At 45.3% G+C, this 20,637-nt stretch carries 17 protein-coding genes; 9 read left to right on the top strand and 8 right to left on the bottom strand.

Annotated features, from left to right (window positions below; all coding sequences use genetic code 11):
• Nucleotide 1 precedes the first annotated feature (1 nt).
• Both KI742_RS02700 and KI742_RS02695 read right to left on the bottom strand, forming a co-directional pair.
• Nucleotides 2–3,766, bottom strand: a complete 3,765-nt coding sequence (locus KI742_RS02700; protein ID WP_005383117.1) for a translocation/assembly module TamB domain-containing protein — start codon at nt 3,764–3,766, stop codon at nt 2–4.
• Complete coding sequence (locus tag KI742_RS02695; RefSeq protein ID WP_285385116.1) at nt 3,763–5,475, bottom strand: autotransporter assembly complex family protein; 1,713 nt, start codon at nt 5,473–5,475, stop codon at nt 3,763–3,765. Before KI742_RS02695 ends, KI742_RS02700 begins: the two co-directional genes overlap by 4 nt.
• 167 nt (nt 5,476–5,642) lie before the next feature.
• Here KI742_RS02695 and msrA point away from each other — a divergent pair, with 167 nt between their 5' ends.
• Nucleotides 5,643–6,281, top strand: coding sequence for a peptide-methionine (S)-S-oxide reductase MsrA (msrA, locus tag KI742_RS02690; protein WP_017633451.1), 639 nt, complete (start codon nt 5,643–5,645; stop codon nt 6,279–6,281).
• Nucleotides 6,282–6,351: 70 nt separating this feature from the next.
• On the opposite strand, the gene KI742_RS02685 is transcribed toward msrA, so the two are convergent.
• On the bottom strand, nt 6,352–6,552 hold the full coding sequence (locus tag KI742_RS02685) for a DUF1107 domain-containing protein (RefSeq protein ID WP_005379612.1): 201 nt from the start codon (nt 6,550–6,552) through the stop codon (nt 6,352–6,354).
• A 215-nt stretch (nt 6,553–6,767) separates the two neighbouring features.
• Here KI742_RS02685 and KI742_RS02680 point away from each other — a divergent pair, with 215 nt between their 5' ends.
• From KI742_RS02680 to KI742_RS02650, 7 genes are all read left to right on the top strand, one after another.
• A complete protein-coding gene (locus KI742_RS02680; RefSeq protein ID WP_005379610.1) occupies nt 6,768–7,319 on the top strand; it encodes a YtfJ family protein in 552 nt (183 codons plus the stop codon).
• Between the two features lie 227 nt (nt 7,320–7,546).
• Nucleotides 7,547–7,846 carry a DUF2607 family protein gene (locus KI742_RS02675; protein WP_080996648.1) on the top strand — a complete coding sequence of 100 codons (300 nt, stop codon included), beginning with the start codon at nt 7,547–7,549 and terminating at the stop codon, nt 7,844–7,846.
• Nucleotides 7,847–7,980: 134 nt separating this feature from the next.
• Nucleotides 7,981–8,634: a DUF2796 domain-containing protein gene (locus KI742_RS02670; protein ID WP_285385114.1), complete on the top strand. Its 654-nt coding sequence runs from the start codon at nt 7,981–7,983 to the stop codon at nt 8,632–8,634.
• 52 nt (nt 8,635–8,686) lie between these two features.
• Nucleotides 8,687–9,415 (top strand): ABC transporter ATP-binding protein, encoded by a 729-nt coding sequence (locus KI742_RS02665; RefSeq protein ID WP_042522447.1) that lies wholly within the window; start codon nt 8,687–8,689, stop codon nt 9,413–9,415.
• A complete protein-coding gene (locus tag KI742_RS02660) occupies nt 9,412–10,671 on the top strand; it encodes an ABC transporter permease (RefSeq protein WP_053306844.1) in 1,260 nt (419 codons plus the stop codon). Before KI742_RS02665 ends, KI742_RS02660 begins: the two co-directional genes overlap by 4 nt.
• A gap of 4 nt (nt 10,672–10,675) precedes the next feature.
• Entirely contained in the window at nt 10,676–11,170 is a 495-nt protein-coding gene (locus tag KI742_RS02655; protein WP_005379600.1) for a DUF3299 domain-containing protein, read from the top strand.
• Between the two features lie 322 nt (nt 11,171–11,492).
• On the top strand, nt 11,493–12,398 hold the full coding sequence (locus KI742_RS02650) for a TIGR03899 family protein (protein WP_005379599.1): 906 nt from the start codon (nt 11,493–11,495) through the stop codon (nt 12,396–12,398).
• 89 nt (nt 12,399–12,487) lie between these two features.
• Here KI742_RS02650 and cysC read toward each other — a convergent pair whose 3' ends face one another.
• The 5 genes from cysC to cobA form a co-directional block, all read right to left on the bottom strand.
• Nucleotides 12,488–13,105: an adenylyl-sulfate kinase gene (gene cysC / locus KI742_RS02645; RefSeq protein ID WP_085569688.1), complete on the bottom strand. Its 618-nt coding sequence runs from the start codon at nt 13,103–13,105 to the stop codon at nt 12,488–12,490.
• Nucleotides 13,106–13,129: 24 nt separating this feature from the next.
• The gene (locus KI742_RS02640) at nt 13,130–14,854 is read right to left on the bottom strand and encodes an SLC13 family permease (protein ID WP_005379596.1); all 1,725 of its coding nucleotides are present in this window, start codon (nt 14,852–14,854) and stop codon (nt 13,130–13,132) included.
• Nucleotides 14,855–15,105: 251 nt separating this feature from the next.
• Nucleotides 15,106–16,536 carry a sulfate adenylyltransferase subunit CysN gene (gene cysN / locus KI742_RS02635; RefSeq protein WP_285385112.1) on the bottom strand — a complete coding sequence of 477 codons (1,431 nt, stop codon included), beginning with the start codon at nt 16,534–16,536 and terminating at the stop codon, nt 15,106–15,108.
• An 18-nt stretch (nt 16,537–16,554) separates the two neighbouring features.
• Nucleotides 16,555–17,463 carry a sulfate adenylyltransferase subunit CysD gene (gene cysD, locus KI742_RS02630; RefSeq protein WP_005379592.1) on the bottom strand — a complete coding sequence of 303 codons (909 nt, stop codon included), beginning with the start codon at nt 17,461–17,463 and terminating at the stop codon, nt 16,555–16,557.
• Nucleotides 17,464–17,522: 59 nt separating this feature from the next.
• Nucleotides 17,523–18,398 carry a uroporphyrinogen-III C-methyltransferase gene (gene cobA, locus KI742_RS02625; RefSeq protein ID WP_167415651.1) on the bottom strand — a complete coding sequence of 292 codons (876 nt, stop codon included), beginning with the start codon at nt 18,396–18,398 and terminating at the stop codon, nt 17,523–17,525.
• Between the two features lie 275 nt (nt 18,399–18,673).
• On the opposite strand from cobA, the gene cpdB reads away from it, so the two are divergent.
• Nucleotides 18,674–20,635 (top strand): 2',3'-cyclic-nucleotide 2'-phosphodiesterase, encoded by a 1,962-nt coding sequence (gene cpdB / locus KI742_RS02620; RefSeq protein WP_167415650.1) that lies wholly within the window; start codon nt 18,674–18,676, stop codon nt 20,633–20,635.
• The last annotated feature ends 2 nt before the right edge of the window (nt 20,636–20,637 follow it).

Raw genomic sequence — 20,637 nt, 5'->3', positions numbered from 1 at the left:
TTTAATCGAACTCAAACTGATAGAGTAGGTCAACGGCGCTATCTACACCAGATACCGCTTCTAAATACAAGTCTTGCATCAATCGGTAACGCACAGTGAACTCACCTAGGGAGTTAAAGATGCCGACACCATATTTCACCTGCAAACCTGGCAGAATATAACCACTCACCGTCACTTGCGAATCATCGCCCGACCCAGCAGTGTCCAGCTGTAAATCTTGTACGCCAAAGGCTTCACCGATTTCACCAACCACACGACCACTCTTCGCCAAGCTTAAACCAATTAAGGTAGTCGTCATTGCATTACCACCGGCTTCACCATCAATATCTTGACCACGAAGTAGATAAGAAAGTGCATTGGCTTGGTTCATCGCGGGCTCTGAGAAAATTTCTATACTCGGATCAGATGCTGGGCCCGACACTTGTACCCCCGCAATGACATCATCTTGGGTATTGTCTGGATTACGAATCGCTTTGATAGACAAGTAAGGTTGGTCTGGTGGACCATTCATCAGAATCTTACCTTCTTTAATCAATAAGTCCTGACCAAACGAACGATAAGAACCATCGACAACATTCACTTCACCAACGATGAACGGACCTTTGTCTTTTTGTGTCACGTTTAGGTTCCCTTTCAACCCACCTTTTAAACCAAAAGCGGCAAGTTGGAAGTCATCACCAATTTTAATGTTGATGTTCGTTTCCACATCAAACGGCATCGCAGCCACATCGTCCACTGGCTGCAAGTTTTTATCGAGAATAACGGTATCACTCGATACGCCTACCGCACTTGGTGGAAGCTCTTCGACGACAATTCTGCCCCATGGCAAATTAATATCACCCTCAATTTTCGCAAGCTGAGGGGTCACATCTATTGTCATGTCAGGCTCCACTTTGATTTTTACCATTGGAGGCAAATCAACATTGAGCTCTTTAGCAAATACACGCGCTTTAGTGCGCCAGTTCTGTAAGTCCTGCCAGTCGGCATCACCGGTAACGTTCAACTCACCATCCGGGGTTAAAATTCCGGCATCCAAGTCCGCTTGATGGCCTTTAAAGTTGATGACGACCTGCCCTGAGTTTATATCTATCGGTGTGACTTCACCCTGTAGCTTCATTTGGTCAATCAAGAACTGACCGTTCACCTTCGGATGCATAACGTCACCTGATATCGCTAGGTCAGTATTCATGTTTGCTTTAAACAAGCTGTACTCACCAATCAACGGTGCCAAGAAGTCCAAGTGGAACGTAGAGAGTGAAACCTTACCATCAATAGTGGGCTTTTCAGACGAGACATTCAGTAAAGAAACCTTACCAGACAAGTCACCGTTATCTTTCACATCAAATAGCCACTCGGCATCAAGCTTGTCTTTCGCTAATGCTGCTTTAAAGTTGAAGCTTTCCCAACCGACTTTAATTGGCTGTTCAAGCGCTTGTTCAACTTGGCCTTTTGGCATATTGACACTTAAGGTTACTTCAGGCTTTTTCTCTGGTGCCCATTTAGCAAAAGCCTGTGCATTAACCGAGCCTTGCAGCTTGGTTTCTGGCGGCAGGAATTGTTTGATTTGGTCAAAATCAAAATCATTGATAGCTAACTTCGCCTGGCCACTCTTACCGACACTAATGTCTTCGGTTAGACATACGCTCGACTCCGCTTGCAACCAACAATGCGCTTGAACGTTCGCGATCTGTTTGTCGATATTGACCTTCACCGCGGTCGATTTTTGCAACGCCCACGGGCCTTGTTGCGAGCTCAGCGTCAAGCGGCGCAGCGCCCCATCCCAAATCATTTCTGGTTTCTGCTGGAATGTCCCTTCAATTTCTAAACTGGTCGACACCAGGTCAGATACTACATCGAGCGTCAGTTGATGCAGTTTTTCATCCCCAGAGACTTCAAGGTCAGCACTATCAACTTTTATGTCGTCATAGGTAATGTTGTTCGCAATTAGGCTTATGTTCGCTTTTGGTGCTGGCAGAGGCTTCACATCACCCTTTAAGGTGATCGTTTCTACGTTCGCCTGTTGCTGCCAGTTTATCTGATTTAAAGCGAGATCAAGATTGATGTCTGGTTCTTTCAAGCTACCACGTAGTGCGACTTTACCCTGCATTTTACCTGCAAGATCCGGAACACTTTTTGCAAAATCAGGGAAGTTAACCTCAACATCCATCAGAATTTGCTTATCTATCTTACCCTTTGCACTGAGTTGGTTTGGACCATGAGAAAGCGCTAAACCCTGAGTGGTAAGTTGGATGTCTTCGCCTTTGCCGTTCTTATCAGACGCTTCAAGTTGCCCTTCAACATTCAGCGGATACCCTCGCAAAATGCCGTCAATGTCTAACTTAGGCAAACTGACTTGCCAACCGCCTTGTTCTGTTAACGACCCCGAAGTCGAAAGGTTACCGCTGATATCCCCTTCTGCTTCTTTCCATTGTAAACCTGGTTGAATGTTTTTCAGGTTTAAGTCAGCTTGCCAGTTGATTGGCGCGGCCCAATTGGCCATGACTTTCCCAGAGAGTTCGCCTCCCAGGGTTTTCACTACAAGGCTTTCGAGGTCAATTTGCTCTAACGTACCTTTGCCGTTTAGTGCGACATCAACGGCGGGAATATCTTTGCCTGACGCTTTGGTTTCTAATGCGACTTCGTAGCCATCAAGTGAGCCTTTTGCCGCCAAGCTTGGTACAGAAACCTGGTAATCGCTTTGTCCAAATAGCGGCCATTGCGCCTGTACATTTTTAATCGCGACATCAAACGGTAACTGCGTTTTAAGCGGTTGAATATCACCTTTGATCTCCGCTTGTACAAGCTCAGAAAGCGTAGCATTTAGTGACAAATCACCAACCGAACCCGAGACCGAAAGCGACAGTTTTTGTCCCTTCGCATCCGCTTGCTTCACTAACGCGTCCAGTTGCGCTTTGATAGGGTAATCAGAAGAAAGCGTCACTTGTGTGCTCAACTTGCCTTCCACTTCTGGCATGTCGAGCTCTAATGTTTTGACATCAACACGCTCACCGCCTGCTCTTGCAACCAAACCAAGATGATTGACGATCACTGGCGTTTCACCTGCCAGTTTGAAATTGTGAATATCAAGACGACGCGCTTCCACCGTCAGTGGAATCCATACTTCGGGTAACACAATATCTTGCGGCGTAACGTCAGTTTCTTTCGGCTCATCGGCAGCCGCTTCAGGTTCAGCCTCACTTGGTGCTAAAGCCACATTAATGTCTTTCAACGCGGTAGGTGCAATCACCAAACGATCACCCTGCATCGACAAAGCGGTCGAGAACGTTTGCCAATCAATTTGATTGCCCAGCACATTGATATTGATGTCATTAAAGCTGACTTTATTAACAAAAATTGGCACTGGCGTACTGATAGAACGCAGTGGTGGTGTTTCCTCTTGCTCCTCGCTTGCTGGCGGTAGCTCTGGCATCTTAAAGTCAAGCCCCTGCAGTCTTAACTCATCGACACAGACCTTAGGGTCAAAGAAGCAGCGGAAGTTCACTGCCAAAGCTAAACGCTCGACTTTGGCGTCGATATTCAAAGACTCATCGACAAAACTGACGTTATGCAGTTCGAAGCGAGGAAACAATGAACCCTGCACTTTTTCAATCTGCAATTGTGGTAATGCTTTTTCAGCTCCCCACAAGGCAAATTTGAGGCCTGGGTGGGTAAACAAAACTGTCGCGACAATAATGATGAGCAACAGCAATAGACCAATCAAACTGAGCGACAGCCATTTGGTCCACTTAAACATCATTTTGATCATAGCTCAGGCCCCAATGAGAAGTGGATACGAAACTCTCGTTCTGGTTTTGCATCCAACCCCCATGCAAAATCAAAACTAACAGGGCCCACCGGAGACGCCCAGCGGATACCAACACCAGCACCTGATTTCCAATCTGGTGTTTCATTAAACGCATCACCAATATCGTAAAACGTTGCAGCCCACCAGTTTCCATAAACACGATATTGGTATTCTAATGTACTGCTAACAATGTATTTACCACCCGTCAAAGCACCACTCTCATCCACAGGTGAAATAGATTCATAGCCGTAACCACGAATATTATTGTCACCACCAGCGAAGAAACGCAGCGACGGTGATAGCTTTTCAAGTTCATCGGCAATATTCGCACCACCTTCTAGGCGGAACAAACCACGATGATTCTCTCCAATACCACGAATCCAAGAAGTCGAGCCAATTAAGCGGAGCACTCTAGTTTCAGAAAGCATAGCGGTATCACCATACTCAATAGTGATGCTTTGCTTGTCTCCCCACATTGGCATATTGCCCCCTCGAACCCTAGTCCGAGAAAATGTCGCACCTGGAAGTACGAAGTTGAATTCATCATCTTGTAAACCTTGCGTAAAGCTCTCGTACAAATGACGAACATAAACGGTATTATGCCAACCACCGTCTGCTAACCAATGACGTTCCACTGCAAGGTTAGACTCGATACTCTGTGTGTCACGGTTGTCTAGGTTTTTAAGCCCATATTGAACTTGATAATAATCGTTAGCGACATCTTCTAAAGGAATTTTGTAAGAAGCAGTCACGGTTTGCTCTGGCTTAGATAGGGATAAAGCGGTGTTGAAACTGTGTCCTCGGGAGCTCACCCAAGGTTTCTTCCACTTCAACGTTCCTCGAACGCCGACATCCGTTGAGTAACCAATACCCGTCTCGATCTGATTCTTCGAAGCAGGAGATAAAGACACTTTAATTGGCAAGTCTCGGCCATCATCAAGCCTATCCAATTCAGGCTCAACAAAAACTGAGGAAAACCACTCCGTATTTGATAGCTTCTGGTTAAACTCGCCCAGCTTCGAAACGTTGTATGGGTCCCCTTCTTTAAAAGGTTGTAGTGATGCGACACGGTCTTCCCAGATGTGGTTGCCAATAAAAGAAACGTCGCCAAAATTGAAACGTATTCCACTGCTGTAGTGCAAACGGACATTAGCTTCGTTCAGATCAGGGATAACCTCTAATCGGCTTAGCGTAAACTCACCATTGAAGTAACCACGCTGAAGCGCCAAGTTACGAATGCCTGACTTAAGGCTGTCGTATTGGCCTTGATTCAAAACTTGACCAACTTTTAGCGGAGAGCGCTCAATAAGTTTTGCAAATTCTTCATCGTCTTTAGCCTCTCCGGTGATGGCCACATCCATGACTTTCACTTTCACTGGCAAGCCCGGCTTGATGAGCACAATTAACTCATCATTCGCTTCAGGAATAGAGTATGAAATTTTTGCATGATAATACCCAAGCGCGTTAAGCGCTTCAGTGATACTTTGATCTAATCTCGCTTGAAAACGCAGAGAAGTGGAGTAATCCTTCTCTGGAATAGATGATAGATACGCACTGACATTCTCTTCTAAAGCGCCATCAATGCCTTTCAAAGTCAAAGAAACATCGGCATAGGCACCATGAGAAAAGGCAAACAGGCCAACAATGGTGGGGAGAGCTTTTTTTATCATGCTTTTATGGCTGAATGAGGTTAAGTAAACGTAAATAATGATAACGCCAATTAGATTCTAAGTCTGTAATATTAATAGGTTTAACGCGGTCTATGTCATCACAGCATCAGATACAGACGAAATGAAAAAGTTCGCAAATTTAAGACACGTATTGAAGGACAAATACCATGCTCAACAAACAAACATTGATCAGTATAGAAGATGCCTTGCCAGGTAGAGATCAACCAATGCAGATTGACGATCATCATTTTGTAAATAAATCTAACCTAAAGGCGCCTCTGACGTCACACCAACAGCAGATTTTGCTCGGAATGGGCTGTTTTTGGGGCGCTGAGCGCGTATTTTGGCAACTCGACGGCGTTGTATCTACTTCGGTCGGTTACGCTGGGGGGTACACACCCAATCCCACCTATGAAGAAGTCTGTACGGGTAAAACGGGTCATACAGAAGTCGTACGAGTCGTTTTCGATGAACGCGTCATCTCATTAGAAAAGCTACTGGCTGTTTTTTGGGAAAAACACGACCCAACTCAGGGAATGCGTCAAGGTAACGACTTAGGTACTCAATATCGTTCTGCAATTTACACTTATTCGACGGAGCAACTCGAGAGCGCAGAGAAATCGAAACTCTTGTATCAGCAAGCACTGCAAGAAGAGCAACGCGCGAACATCACCACCGAAATACAACCAGCAGGTCCGTATTACTTTGCGGAAACCTACCACCAGCAATATTTGGCGAAAAACCCTGATGGCTACTGTGGCATCGGAGGAACGGGAGTTTGCTTCCCACCAAGCCTCCAAGGATAAACCTAACCAGCAACAAAAAGAGCGACCGATATGGTCGCTCTTTTCTAAATCTAAGTGGGTACCAAGCTAACTAAGCCGATAATGATGCTATCACTTGGTTGACTTCTTTAAAGATGGTGAGCCTTTTATGATCGTTGACATCAGGTAGTAACACTTTGCCATTGTCGAACTGAAAACAGCCAACCCCGACAATAAAAAACTGACCTTTGAACAACGTTTTAACAAAACGGGCCACTTGTAATGGTCGATACACAGCAAACTCACGTAGCATAACTCACCTCAATTCCTTTGAGAAAACACGGATTGCTTATTTTTCCTCTGCAATCTTAATGCGCAATTTGCGACGGAACTCATTTTAGCAAATTCTAAATATAACGCAAGATTACACCACTCCATACGTTAAATAAATGTTATCAACGGTCCTACAAATTTCTAGGATCTGGATATATACTGGAAGCTTCCAAACCTCGTACGGAATATAACAATATGAAAACTAAGACTCTCCTACCTCTACTACTGGCCTTAACGCCAAGCTTGACCTTTGCACACAACTTGTCAGTGGGAAAAAGCGTTCCTCCTGTCAATGTTGCCGCTTACGGCGAGATTGTTTTACAAGGCGAAGGCGTTGCATACCAACCCTGGGCAACTCAACATATGCAAGGCAAAGTTCGTGTTATTCAAGCCATCGCAGGCCGTAGCAGCTCAAAAGAGATGAATGCCCCTTTAATGTCAGCAATAACAGCGGCAAATTTTCCACAAGAAAGCTACCAGACGACGACTATCATCAACCAAGATGATGCAATTTGGGGGACAGGCTCTTTCGTGAAGTCTTCAGCTCAAGACAGTAAAAAAGAGTTTCCTTGGTCATCCATGGTTCTTGATGAAAATGGCGTAGTTGCTAATACTTGGGACCTGAAAGAAGAAAGTTCGGCCATTATTGTTCAAGACAAAACGGGCAAAATTCTGTTCGTCAAAGAGGGCGCACTTGAGCAAGATGAGATAACAAAAGTCATTGAGCTTATTAAACAGAACATCTAGCTTCATTGAATGGCTCCTTGTTCTTGTTGTAAGGAGCTATATGAATTTGATTAGAAGCATGGGCAGTGATAACTCTGCTCTTTATAATTGCGACACTTCCATCAGAGAGTATTACCAATATTTTTCGGCACGTATGTGTGGAGTTAAATTTTTCTGCTAGCCAACAAAAGAGTGAACTTTTATTCATTATGGGTGTTATATTATAACAGTCGGTAAGAGGAGCTCAGATGTACCACCACCAGCAAAAAATACTAAGATATTGGTATCGCACTGCTTTATTTTTCAGTGTTGCGTTGCTGATCGCTTGGAACTTTGCGGTTGTAATCCATCAAGTCGATCTGACGCCCGACCATCATACCCATCATCATTGCCAATTATTTTCTGGTGTTCAGCACGGTATAGCAAAGGTACAACCAACCCTCTCTACACCGACTTTTACGCGCGCCCAGCATCATCATGTTTTTTTGCATCTCGTGTACGGCGAAGAAGTTCTTGGCGCTGCTCGTGCCCCTCCTTATTTTGCTTAATTTCCAAACTATTCCACACTCAAAATTATTGAGTTCATTTCCGCACCTAGTGTGTCAGGGAACAATAACTTAGTGAAACTCAAATCTGAGCAATACCGCCTTTGGTTAATGCCAGTAAAATTAGGAAAAATACAATGTCATCAAAACACGTTTTAGCCGTTGCTATTGGCCTCACTTTATCGACAGCAGCGAATGCAAACGAATACCGCCAGCATGGTGCTCATGTGCATGGTCACGTCGAGTTTAATATCGCCCAAGATGGCAAAGATCTGTTAGTAGAGATCACAGCTCCTGGAGCTGATGTTGTGGGTTTCGAACATGCTCCAGAAAACGCACAACAAGAGCAAGCGCTTAAACAAGCCGTCGCTACACTCGAAGACAGCAACGCATTGTTCGCTATTAACTCACAAGCTGATTGTAATATTGAAGAAGCTTACGTGAGCCACAACCTAAGCGAAACTCATGAGGAACATGATCATAGTGAGCACGACCATGATGACCATGCACATCACGATCATGAAGGACACGAACACCATGATCATAATGAACATCATGATAAACATGACCACCATGACGATCATGATGAGGCGCACGATCATGGCGGTCACGGTGAATTTTCGGTGCAATATCGCTTCAATTGCGAACAAGTTAATCAGCTTAGCCAAATCCAAACCGATTGGTTTAACCAATTCCCAACTACAGAGTCCATCAGCGTCAATATATTCACTGATACCATGCAATCAGCAATTAAATTAAGCAAAGATAACACCCAAATCGCAATCAAATAACACGAGTGGCGTGTAAGTACCCACTTACACGCCACAGCTTTGGTGATTTAATATGACTGAAACCACACCAAATGTTGTCGAGCTAGAGGATGCCCAATTTTTCTGGCCCGGTTCAACCAACGCGACCATCCACATCCCCAAATTACACATTACACAAGGCGAACATGTGTTTATCAAAGGTCCAAGTGGCTGCGGTAAATCGACCTTGCTCGCTTTGTTGACGGGGATTAACACATTAACTTCAGGCTCTCTATCTGTACTCGATACTGACCTTGCTAGTTTAAGTGCCAGTCAGAGAGACCGCTTTCGCGCCAATCATATTGGCTACATCTTTCAACAGTTCAATTTATTGCCGTACCTTAACGTACTTGAAAACGTATTATTGCCATGTCAGTTCAGTAAAATACGACGTGACCGTGCCCATTTAGGTGCCTCATCTCAAACGTTAAATGAACAGGCTCAGGCCCTACTAGAACGACTGCACTTGCCAAACGAGCTTCATACACGCCCTGTCTCTGAATTGAGTATTGGTCAACAACAACGTGTGGCTGCGGCTCGAGCTCTGATAGGACATCCAGAGTTAGTGATCGCTGACGAACCAACCTCAGCTTTAGACTATGACAATCGTAAAGCATTTATTGAGCTCCTTATGGAGCAAGCGAATCAAGCCAATGCCACACTGGTATTCGTTAGCCACGACCCAACACTCGAACCCTTATTCGATCGCACGCTCAATCTACCCGACATTAATCAAGTATCTAGCCTAGGAGCCATATCATGAGTGCTGTTGTAAAGCTCGCCTGGAAAAGCTTGATGAACCGCAAAGCGACGGCAATTCTAACCATCATGACCGTTGCGATTTCAGTGGTACTCCTCTTGGGCGTCGAGCGTATCCGAACTCAAGCCAAGGATAGCTTCGCCAATACAATTTCAGGCACAGACCTCATTATTGGTGGACGCTCTGGGCAAGTGAACCTATTGCTCTATTCTGTGTTTCGTATTGGTAATGCGACCAACAACATCGATTGGAAAAGCTACCAAGAGTTTGCCAATCATCGTTCAGTCGATTGGGCTATTCCAATCTCGCTTGGCGACTCGCATAAAGGCTTCCGAGTTATGGGAACCAATCACAGTTACTTTGAGCATTACAAGTTTGGAAGTAAGCAACCACTAACATTTGGCAAGGGTAGAGAATTCAATGGTTTATTTGAAACCGTGCTAGGTTCTGATGTCGCTAAACAACTTGGTTATGATATCGGTAGCGAAATCATCATTGCCCACGGCATTAGCGACGTTGGCTTTAGCCGTCATGACAATCTGCCATTTAAAGTTGTCGGTATCCTTGCTCCTACAGGAACACCAGTCGACAAAACTGTCCATGTATCATTGGAAGCCATCGAAGCCATTCACGTTGGGTGGGAAAGTGGTGCGCGTTTGGGCCCGACACCCAAGGCACAAGATCTCAAAAACAGAGACTTTCAGCCCAAACAAATTACCGCTATGCTCGTTGGTTTGAAATCTCGTATTCAAACTTTCGCCCTGCAAAGACAAATTAACACCTACCCCAAAGAGCCGCTTAGCGCCATTATGCCCGGCGTTGCGTTGCATGAGTTATGGGGAATGATGTCGGTTGCAGAGCAAGCCCTAATGGCAGTATCTGGTTTTGTCGTGATTGCAGGGTTGTTAGGTATGTTAAGCAGTCTATTAACTAGCCTACAGGAACGCCGCCGTGAAATGGCGATTTTGCGTGCCATGGGAGCAAGGCCTCGTCATGTTTTCTCACTCTTAATTAGTGAAGCTAGCTTGCTTACTGCTGCTGGTATTATTACTGGCGTTACTGGGCTGTATGCCATTCTTGCTATCGCGCAGCCGATCATCCAACAGCACTATGGAATACATCTCACCTTAAGCATCTTATCTACTTATGAGTGGATGCTATTAGGTTTCGTACAATGCGCTGGTATTGTGATTGGTTTCATTCCCGCACTCCGCGCCTACCGACAGTCACTGAGTGACGGAATGACAATAAGGATTTAATAAAATGTGGAAAAAAATACTCGCAAGTTGCTTGCTGGTCGTCGCATTCACAGCGCCTGTTATGGCCAGCGAAGAACCATTGAAGCTTGACTGGATTGACCTTGTTCCAGAAAAAGAGCGTAAATTGTTCGACAGTATAGGCATGCCTGCATCTGATCACAGTGGTGGCGCAGCGCAGCAGTCCAAGATTGGTAATGTTCGACCAGAACTGAACGGAAGCCAAGTTAAAATTCCAGGGTTTGTTATCCCACTTGAAGGTGATGCCGATACCGTCACCGAGTTTTTATTAGTGCCATATTTTGGAGCTTGTATTCACGTGCCACCACCGCCTCCAAACCAGATCATTTACGTGAAGTTTCCGAAAGGCGCGCCTGTTCAAGAGTTGTGGGATGTCATATATGTGGTTGGAACGTTGAAAACCGAGACGATAAACCACGAACTAGCAGAAACGGCTTACGTTATTGAGGGATCAGAAATAGAAGCCTACGACGATATGTAATTTAAGTCGTCGATAAGCCTCGCTACACCTAAGGCGTCACACTGGCGCCTTTTTTAGCTTTGTGCTAAACGATATAACGAGATAAATACGCTAATACGCCCACATAAATAACCAAAAGAAACGCTATCGACAGGTGCTTTTTGAGTTTACCTGCTTCTGAGAACTTCATAGCCCCTCCAAAATAACGATAACAATTTTAACAACTCATTATCATTTTGAATAGCCCTATTCGTTCAAAAACTGAGAACTCCTGTCTGGTCGCTTGGTCAGATAAGGTGTAAATTTAAACGTGCGAACCGCGCAGTTCTTGGTAGGAAAACGAATGGCAGACCCGACAAAGCAACCTGTTGTCATCGAACATCAGTCAGACACAAAAAAAAATACGCAACAAGAAAAGAAACAAGGCTACATAAAAGACAGTGCTAGTAAGGTAAAAACCATAGCCCAAATACACGGTCTTGACGCCTTACTGCAAACCGAACCGCCAGCCAAATCTGCGTTTGAAAGAGCCCAATTGCGAGAGCAACGACGCCAAGAACAGCGACAAAAAAACTTAGAACAGATTTTAAAATTAGCGCACAGTTCATGCCGAGATGAGACAGCGGGAGAGCCAGACCAAGATTGGTTGCATCGATTTTTTGAGATGGCTCAAGACATCCATAACAGCGCGATGCAAAAGCTATGGGCTCAAGTGATGAAGCGTGAAGTGACCAATCCGGGTTCAACATCCATGAAAGCGTTGAAAACCCTCAAGGATATGTCACCAAAGGAAGCACAAACTCTGCAAAGAGCCGCCTCTTTAGCGTGCAGTTTTGGAGGGGATCACAGCAGAAAACTGCTGATTGGTTACAAAGCCCAAGGAGGCATATTTAGCTTCGGCAAGCGAGACGTCGCTAACAGCCTAAATATGGGAAGTTTTCAACTGCCGTATTCAAGCTTGTTGCTCTTAATTGAATTAGGGCTGCTGCACAGTGCCGAACTTGAATCTGGCGAAATTAGTATCGAGACACCGTTGGTCCTCACCTACCAAGGTAAAAACTTGTCACTGAACGTAAACAGTAAAGGTGTCCGCCTTTTATATTACCGCTTCACACCGACAGGTAATGAGCTCTGTACCTTACTCGGAAACAAACCACATGCCGAATACTACGATCAGATGCTTGCACTGTTAAATCATAGGTTTAGTGTCCATAGTGAAGCTAAAAGTACGGTTCATCATACCGTCTAGCCAGCTTGAGAAGCATTTGATCACCTATGATCCAAATACTTCTCAAGCTGCTCAAAGAGCTTTAGGTCACCTATGATCTAAATGCTTTTTTATCGGATCACACCGCGTTGTTTAAGATCGATTAAGCACAAATCCACCAGCTCATCGACACTCTTTTCTCCCGCGGGCAAATCGATTTCAGGCTTCTCTGGCGCTTGATATTCCGAATCAATACCAGTGAAATTAGGAATCTCTCCCGCACGGGCTTTACGGTATAAACCCTTAGGATCTCGACCTTCGCAAACCTCTAGAGATGCATTGACATACACTTCGATAAACTCGCCTTCTGGCAATAAATCGCGCACTAACTTCCGCTCTGCACGATGCGGTGAAATAAACGCCGACAGAACAATTAAACCCGCATCTGCCATCAACTTCGCCAGTTCACCAATGCGACGAATGTTCTCGCGACGGTCCTGTTCAGAAAAACCTAAATCGCTACACAAACCATGCCGTACATTGTCACCATCCAATAAATAGGTGTGGTAACCCAATGCTGCAAGGCGATTTTCCAACGCCCCTGCTACGGTTGATTTACCCGCTCCAGATAAACCAGTGAACCACAATACGGCAGGTTTTTGCTTCTTTAATTCAGCACGAAACTGTTTATCAACCGAATGCTGGTGCCAAACAATGTTTTCATCTTTTACCGTCGTTTCGGCAGTCATAACGTATCCTTGTAAATATCGGAATTAAAACGGGAAAAAGACCGGGATCAAAGTAAGTACTAATACAGAGTACACAATCGAAATTGGCACTCCAATTCTCACGTAGTCGGTCAATTTGTAATTTCCTACGCTGTACACCAGCAGGTTAGTTTGGTAACCGTAGGGAGAGATAAAGCTCGCACTCGCGCCGAACAAAACCGCCATGATGAATGGCATCGGATCCACGCCATAACCCACCGCCATGCTATAGCCGATAGGAAAAGAAAGCGCAGCCGCGGCATTGTTTGTCACCAATTCAGTGAGTACCAATGTCATGATATAAGTCGCCACCAAGGCACCAAATACTCCCCAGCCATTAAACGCTTCAATAAACATCACTCCCATTCGTTCTGATAATCCAGAAGAGATCATCAGTTGAGCAATAGACAAAGCGGAACCGACAATCACGACGATATCGATCGGAAAACGGCGGCGCAGTTCTGAAATCTGCACAATACCAAACGCAATAAGCGCGATAAGGTACGCAGCTAGACCTTTAATAATCGGCACTAACTCTAATAGAGCGCATCCAATTACGGCTGCAAAGCCCAGTAATACAATGGAAGACTTATTCGTATCAAGCCGAGCGCTAGAGTCCAAGTCATGCACTAAAACAAACTCTTTACGATGAGCTCGGCGTTCAGACTCAAAACGCTTTCCTGGAACTAGAACTAACGTGTCTCCTGGCGCTAAGGTAATACTACCCAAGCCACCTTCTAGGCGTTCGTGGCCTCGGCGAATCGCCACAACAACGGCATCGAATCGGTCGCGGAATCGGCTCTCTTTGAGGGTTTTGTAGCAAAATGTCGCCGACGAGCTCACCACAACTTCGATAAAGTTTTGCCCATTTAAGTGCTGCTGACCAAACAACTTGAGGCCCGGAATTTCTTGCAGGGTCGCGACGCTCTCAACATCGCCACAAAATAACAGGCGGTCTTTTGCATTGAGCACAAAATCCGGTCCCACAGAAGAAACAGTAACACCATCGCGCACCACTTCTGCAAGAAACAGTTTGCGCAGCGCACGTAAATTATTCTCGCTGATCGTACGCCCAACTAGCGGTGAGCCTGGCTCAACGCGAGACTCAAGAAAGTAAGGTAAATCTTCTTGGTTTTGATCATCATAATTCGGTAGCAAGTAGCTGAGCGGGATAAGAATCAGCATCCCTCCCACCAGCACAGCCAAACCTATCATCGTAGGTGTAAAAAAGCTCAGGCTCGGTAAGCCTGCGTCTTCGACAAAGCTGTTGATGATTAAGTTAGTCGACGTACCAATCAAAGTTAACGTGCCACCAAAAATGGCGGCGTAAGACAAGGGAATAAGTAATTTCGAAGGTGCATGCTGCTGATTACGCTTAATCGCCCCAATCAATGAGACAACCACAGCGGTATTATTCGTAAATGAAGAGAGCAAGGCGGTCGATACACCGAGCTTAGCAATCACGCTGCCTAACTGGCCCTCAGAGATACTTCGGCTCACCCAACTGATCAGCAGTGTTTTTTCTAGAGCACAGGATGCAAGAATCAATAGAACCAGGGTTAACAATGAAGAGTTGGTAAAATTGGATGCGATAGTGGCTGAATCCATCATCCCAGCCATGAATGCAATAAAAGCGGCACCCGCAAAGACGTAACTAGGCTTAATTTTCGTGACAAGCAAGCAAGTGATAATGCCAAGCAAAATCGCTAACACAAACCCTTGTTCCCACATAGCCTTTCCTTACCAAATAGCCCCAAAGGGCACAACAACGACTCATTTATCCATGAAACACCGACAAACGAGTAAACAGACAAAAATCAGCGCAAGCGAAAAGAACATCAGAATGCTCGGTTTTCTTGGGCTCCACCGAAGCATTCTGGTATTAGGAGAATACCTAACGACATTTCGCAATTCAGTTAGGTAGCGACGCCCCAAGTACAACAGCAGACAGAGCCTGAAATTATCGTACTTGGGTAAGCCAGTTACTTTTTCAGAAACTGGCTGACGTCTTTTGCTTCCCAGTGTGGGAAGTGTTTACGGACAAGCGCATTAAGCTCAACTTCAAACGCAGAGATGTCCGTCAGATCGCGCTCAACCACGGCGAGGCTCTCTTTAACCATGCCGGCACCAACCGTCACGTTTGTCAGACGATCGATAATGATAAAGCCACCGGTATCTGCACAGTCTTGATAATTGTCCAGCGCAACTGACTCATTAAGAGACCATTCACACAAACCAATACCATTCAATGGCAGCTCTGCCGAGCTATGAGTCGAGAGATTATTAATGTCATATTGATGACGAATCGCTTCAACATGACCTACGGTTTTCTTACCTGCGATTTTGATGTCATAGTCACGACCCGGTTGCAGGGGTTGCTCTGTCATCCACACCACATCGGCAAGCAAATGGTTTGTGGTTTCCACTTGAGCATTATCTAGAACAATCAAATCGCCACGGCTAATATCGATCTCATCGCTTAGCGTCAGAGTGACAGCTAATCCGGCACGAGCTTCTTCGATATCACCATCAAAGGTCACAATACGTGCCACAGTTGACGTTTTACCCGATGGCAATGCTTTAATGGCATCACCGACTTTGATCGAACCAGAAGAAATGGTCCCCGCAAAACCACGGAAATCGAGGTTAGGGCGATTAACGTATTGCACAGGGAAGCGGAATTCACCCGCGCCTTTTTCTTGATCCACATCGACCGTTTCAAGAAGCTCAAGCAATGATGGGCCTTTAAACCAAGTCAGGTTTTGGCCTTTATCCACCACATTGTCCCCTTCAAGCGCTGAGATCGGGATGATTTGAATATCAATATCCCCTGTCAGATTCTCAGAGAACTTCAAATACTCGTCGCGGATCTCTTCAAAGCGCTCTTGGGAGTAATCCACTAAGTCCATCTTGTTGATCGCCACAACAAAGTGCTTCAAACCCAACAGGTTGGAAATGAAAGAGTGACGACGAGTTTGATCGAGAATGCTCTTACGTGCATCAACCAGAATCACAGCTAAGTCACATGTCGATGCACCTGTAGCCATGTTACGTGTGTACTGCTCGTGTCCAGGAGTATCTGCAATGATGAATTTACGTTTCTGCGTCGAGAAATAGCGGTAAGCCACATCAATCGTGATCCCCTGCTCGCGCTCAGCTTGTAAGCCATCGACCAACAACGCAAGGTCAGGCTTTTCACCCGTGGTGCCCACACGTTGGCTGTCTGAGTGCACTGCCGCTAGCTGATCTTCATAAATTTGTTTTGAGTCATGGAGTAAGCGACCGATTAATGTACTTTTACCGTCATCCACCGAGCCACAAGTCAAGAATCTAAGTAACGACTTGTACTGGTGTTGTGTTAAATAGCCTTCGATACCAAGCTCGGCTAATTGAGCTTCAACTGCACTGTTCATTATCTTTCCTTAGATCCTTTAGAAGTAACCTTGACGTTTCTTAAGCTCCATCGATCCTGACTGATCGTGGTCGATCGCTCGGCCTTGGCGCTCACTCGACGTTGCCACCAGCATCTCTTCGATAATGCCAGTTAAAGTGTTTGCTTCAGACTCGATGGCCCCGGTCAATGGATAACAACCAAGGGTACGGAAGCGCACGCTCTTCTCTTCAATCACTTCACCCGGTTGAAGCTCCATACGATCATCATCCACCATGATCAGCATGCCATCGCGTTCAACAACTGGGCGTTTGTCCGCGAGGTAAAGCGGCACGATCTCGATGTTTTCTAAATAGATGTATTGCCAGATATCAAGCTCAGTCCAGTTAGACAGTGGGAATACACGAATGCTCTCACCCTTATTAACCTGACCGTTGTACGTCTTCCATAGCTCAGGACGTTGGTTTTTAGGGTCCCATGTATGGTTCTTATCGCGGAATGAATACACGCGCTCTTTCGCCCGTGATTTCTCTTCGTCGCGGCGCGCACCACCAAAGGCAGCATCAAAACCGTACTTGTTCAGCGCTTGTTTTAAGCCTTGAGTCTTCATGATGTCAGTGTGCTTAGAAGAACCATGAACAAACGGGCTACAGCCCATGGCTAGACCTTCTGGATTCTTATGTACCAAAAGCTCAAAACCGTATTTGGCCGCGGTGCGATCACGAAATTCAATCATCTCGCGGAACTTCCAATCGGTGTCAACATGCAGCAATGGAAATGGAATCTTACCTGGGTAAAAAGCTTTACGCGCAAGGTGCAGCATCACTGATGAGTCTTTACCAATCGAATACATCATGACTGGGTTATCAAACTCAGCCGCAACTTCACGGATGATGTGGATACTCTCCGCTTCGAGTTGTTTAAGGTGAGTTAAACGTTGTTGGTCCATGTTTTGTATTTCCTTTTTAAGCTTGAAGGCGCATTACGTCTCTAATCTTTGGTCTGAAATTATATGGAGTTGGCAATAGCACTTTTGTTGAATTCAGTACTAGACAAAAACCAGTCTAACTTTTGAGACAGTCGCACTACCTCTCCGACAACAATCAAAGATGGCGACTGTGCTTCCTTCGATAAATCAGAGAGTTGGGAGAGTTCTCCCGTAAATACTTTTTGTTGAATCTGCGTGCCACGCTCAATAATGGCAATCGGAGTCGACGCTGAACGACCATGCTTAATGAGTTGATTCTGAATATAGTGTGATTTCATCAGCCCCATGTAGATCACTAAAGTCTGATTCCCACGCGCCAAAGTGGACCAATCCATCTCATCACTTTCTTCTTTCAAGTGGCCAGTCACAAAGATGGCCGATTGCGCATAATCACGATGAGTCAGTGGAATACCAGCATAAGCGGTTGCGCCAGCTGCTGCGGTAATGCCAGGGACAACTTGAAAACGAACGCCGGCATCAGCAAGCACTTCTAACTCTTCACCACCACGACCGAATACAAACGGATCCCCACCTTTAATGCGCACTACTTTGTAGCCCTGCTTGGCAAAATCCACCAAAAGCTGATTCGTCTTCTCCTGCGGCACACTGTGATGCCCAGCTCGCTTCCCAACGCACACCAAAATCGTATCGCTTGGAATCAATGCCATGATTTCTTCAGACACCAAGTAGTCGTACAAAACCACGTCAGCTTGCTGCAAGCAGTTCAGTGCTTTCACCGTCAGAAGTTCAGGATCGCCTGGTCCTGCACCTACTAAGGCAACTTCACCAGGCTGTAGCGATTGCTTTGCAAAACGAGTAACACCAGCGACTGGGTTGTCAGAAACTAACCAGGGCTTTGGTTTAGGAAAAGAAGTGACTGAATCGTTCGTTGCCATGTGCTTGCTCATCGTCCATTGATATCGTTATGCAAGCATTATGGCGGGGCGTTTATATTACCTGAAATTCTAAAATTTCATTTTTTATTCAAAAATCTGCTAAGAAGTTTTTGTTTGGTCTCATTCAAAAGCGTGAAAAAGTCGGCGGTTAATATAAATAAGGTTCAGTAAACTGATTAATGTTCACAGTTTTCTGTATCTTTATCATCGAGTTGCATCTGTGTTTGATACATTACGCAGTACGATTTCCCCTTATCATTGAATTGGAGCACCAAATGAAAGTGGCAGTTCATCCTATTTCCCTCGCAGTATTAAGTGGCATGCTAACGCTTGCTGGCCCAGCAATGGCCGATACCATCAAGCTTCGTATTATCGAAACTACCGACATTCACACCAACGTGATGGATTACGATTACTACAAAGACCAACCATCACAGCAAATCGGTTTAAGTCGCGCTGCGACAATAGTGAAACAGGCTAAGTCTGAGGCAGAAAACACGGTACTAGTAGATAACGGCGATTTAATTCAGGGCAGCCCAATGGGCGATTACATGGCGGCAAAGGGGATTAATCCCGGCGACGTGCACCCAGTCTACAAAGCGATGAACAAGCTAGACTACGATGTGGGCAACATTGGCAATCATGAGTTCAACTATGGCTTAGATTTCCTACAAACGACGTTGAAGGGGGCAAACTTCCCTTACATCAATGCAAACGTATTTGATAAACAAACCGGTGAGCATTACTTCAAGCCTTACCTCATCAAAACTCACACATTTACAGACACAAACGGCGAAGCGCATCAAATAAAAGTGGGTTACATCGGCTTTGTACCACCACAAATTATGGTGTGGGATAAGAAAAACTTAGAAGGCAAAGTCTTTGCTAAAGACATTAAGGAAACAGCAGAGAAACTGATTCCTCAAATGAAGAAAGAAGGCGCAGACGTGATTGTGGCGATTCCACACTCGGGCATTTCTACTGATCCATACAAGCTAGGCGCTGAAAACTCTGTTTACTACCTCACAGAAGTTGAAGGTATTGATGCGATTGCTTTTGGCCACTCTCACGCCGTCTTCCCAGGGAAAGACTTCGCAAACCTACCTGGTGTTGATATAGATAAAGGGACCATCAATGGTGTAACGTCCGTGATGCCGGGCCGCTGGGGAAGTCACGTAGGTGTGATGGATTTGATGCTGAAAGAGAAAGACGGCAGATGGCAAGTCGTCGAAGGCCAAGCAGAAGCACGCCCTATCTTCGATAAAGTAAATAAGAAGTCATTAGCTAAAGCCGATGAAGATATTGTGAAAGCGTTAGAAGAAGATCACAAAGGCACTCGTGAATTTGTAAACCAACCAATCGGCAAAGCAAATGATGTCATGTACAGCTTCTTGGCATTAGTGCAGGACGACCCCACCATTCAAATCGTTAACCTTGCTCAGAAAGACTACGTAGAACGCTTTATTCAAGGCGACCCAGACCTTTCTGACATTCCAGTACTGAGTGCGGCAGCACCATTTAAAGTCGGCGGTCGTAAGAACGATCCGAATAACTTTACAGAAGTCGAATCCGGTCAGCTCACCTTCCGTAATGCGGCCGATCTTTACTTATACCCAAACACCTTGGTTGCGATGAAAGTGAAAGGTAAAGAAGTTCGCGAATGGCTAGAGTGCAGTGCGGGTCAATTCAACCACATCGACATCAACAATCCTAAACCGCAATCTTTGATTGATTGGGATAATTTCCGTACTTACAACTTCGATGTTATTGATGGGGTTAACTACCAAATCGACGTTACCCAACCGCCGAAGTACGATGCGGATTGTAAAGTGATTAATCCAGATTCTCAGCGTATTGTGAATCTGACGTTCAATGGTAAGCCTGTCAATCCGAAGCAAGATTTCATCATCGCAACCAATAACTACCGTGCTTATAGCAATACTTTCCCTGGTACAGGCCCAGATTTCATTGCATTTGACGCACCAGATGAAAACCGCTCTGTCGTCGCCACTTATATTTCTCGCGTGAGTGAAGAAAAAGGAGAAGTGACACCAAGCGCTGACAACAACTGGTCTTTCGCACCGATTAAGTCCGATAACAAGCTAGATATTCGTTTCGAAACCTCCCCTAGCGATAAAGCGGCGCAGTTCATCAAAGAGAAAGGACAATACCCAATGAAACGCGTGTCAACAGACGACATTGGTTTCGCAATTTATCAAATCGATCTGAATAAATAAGG

The sequence above is a fragment of the Vibrio sp. D417a genome (genome assembly GCF_030248595.1).
GTDB lineage: Bacteria > Pseudomonadota > Gammaproteobacteria > Enterobacterales > Vibrionaceae > Vibrio > Vibrio alginolyticus.
The sequence above is the reverse complement of the archived record's forward strand: the minus strand, read 5'-3'. Positions and strand labels throughout refer to the sequence as shown.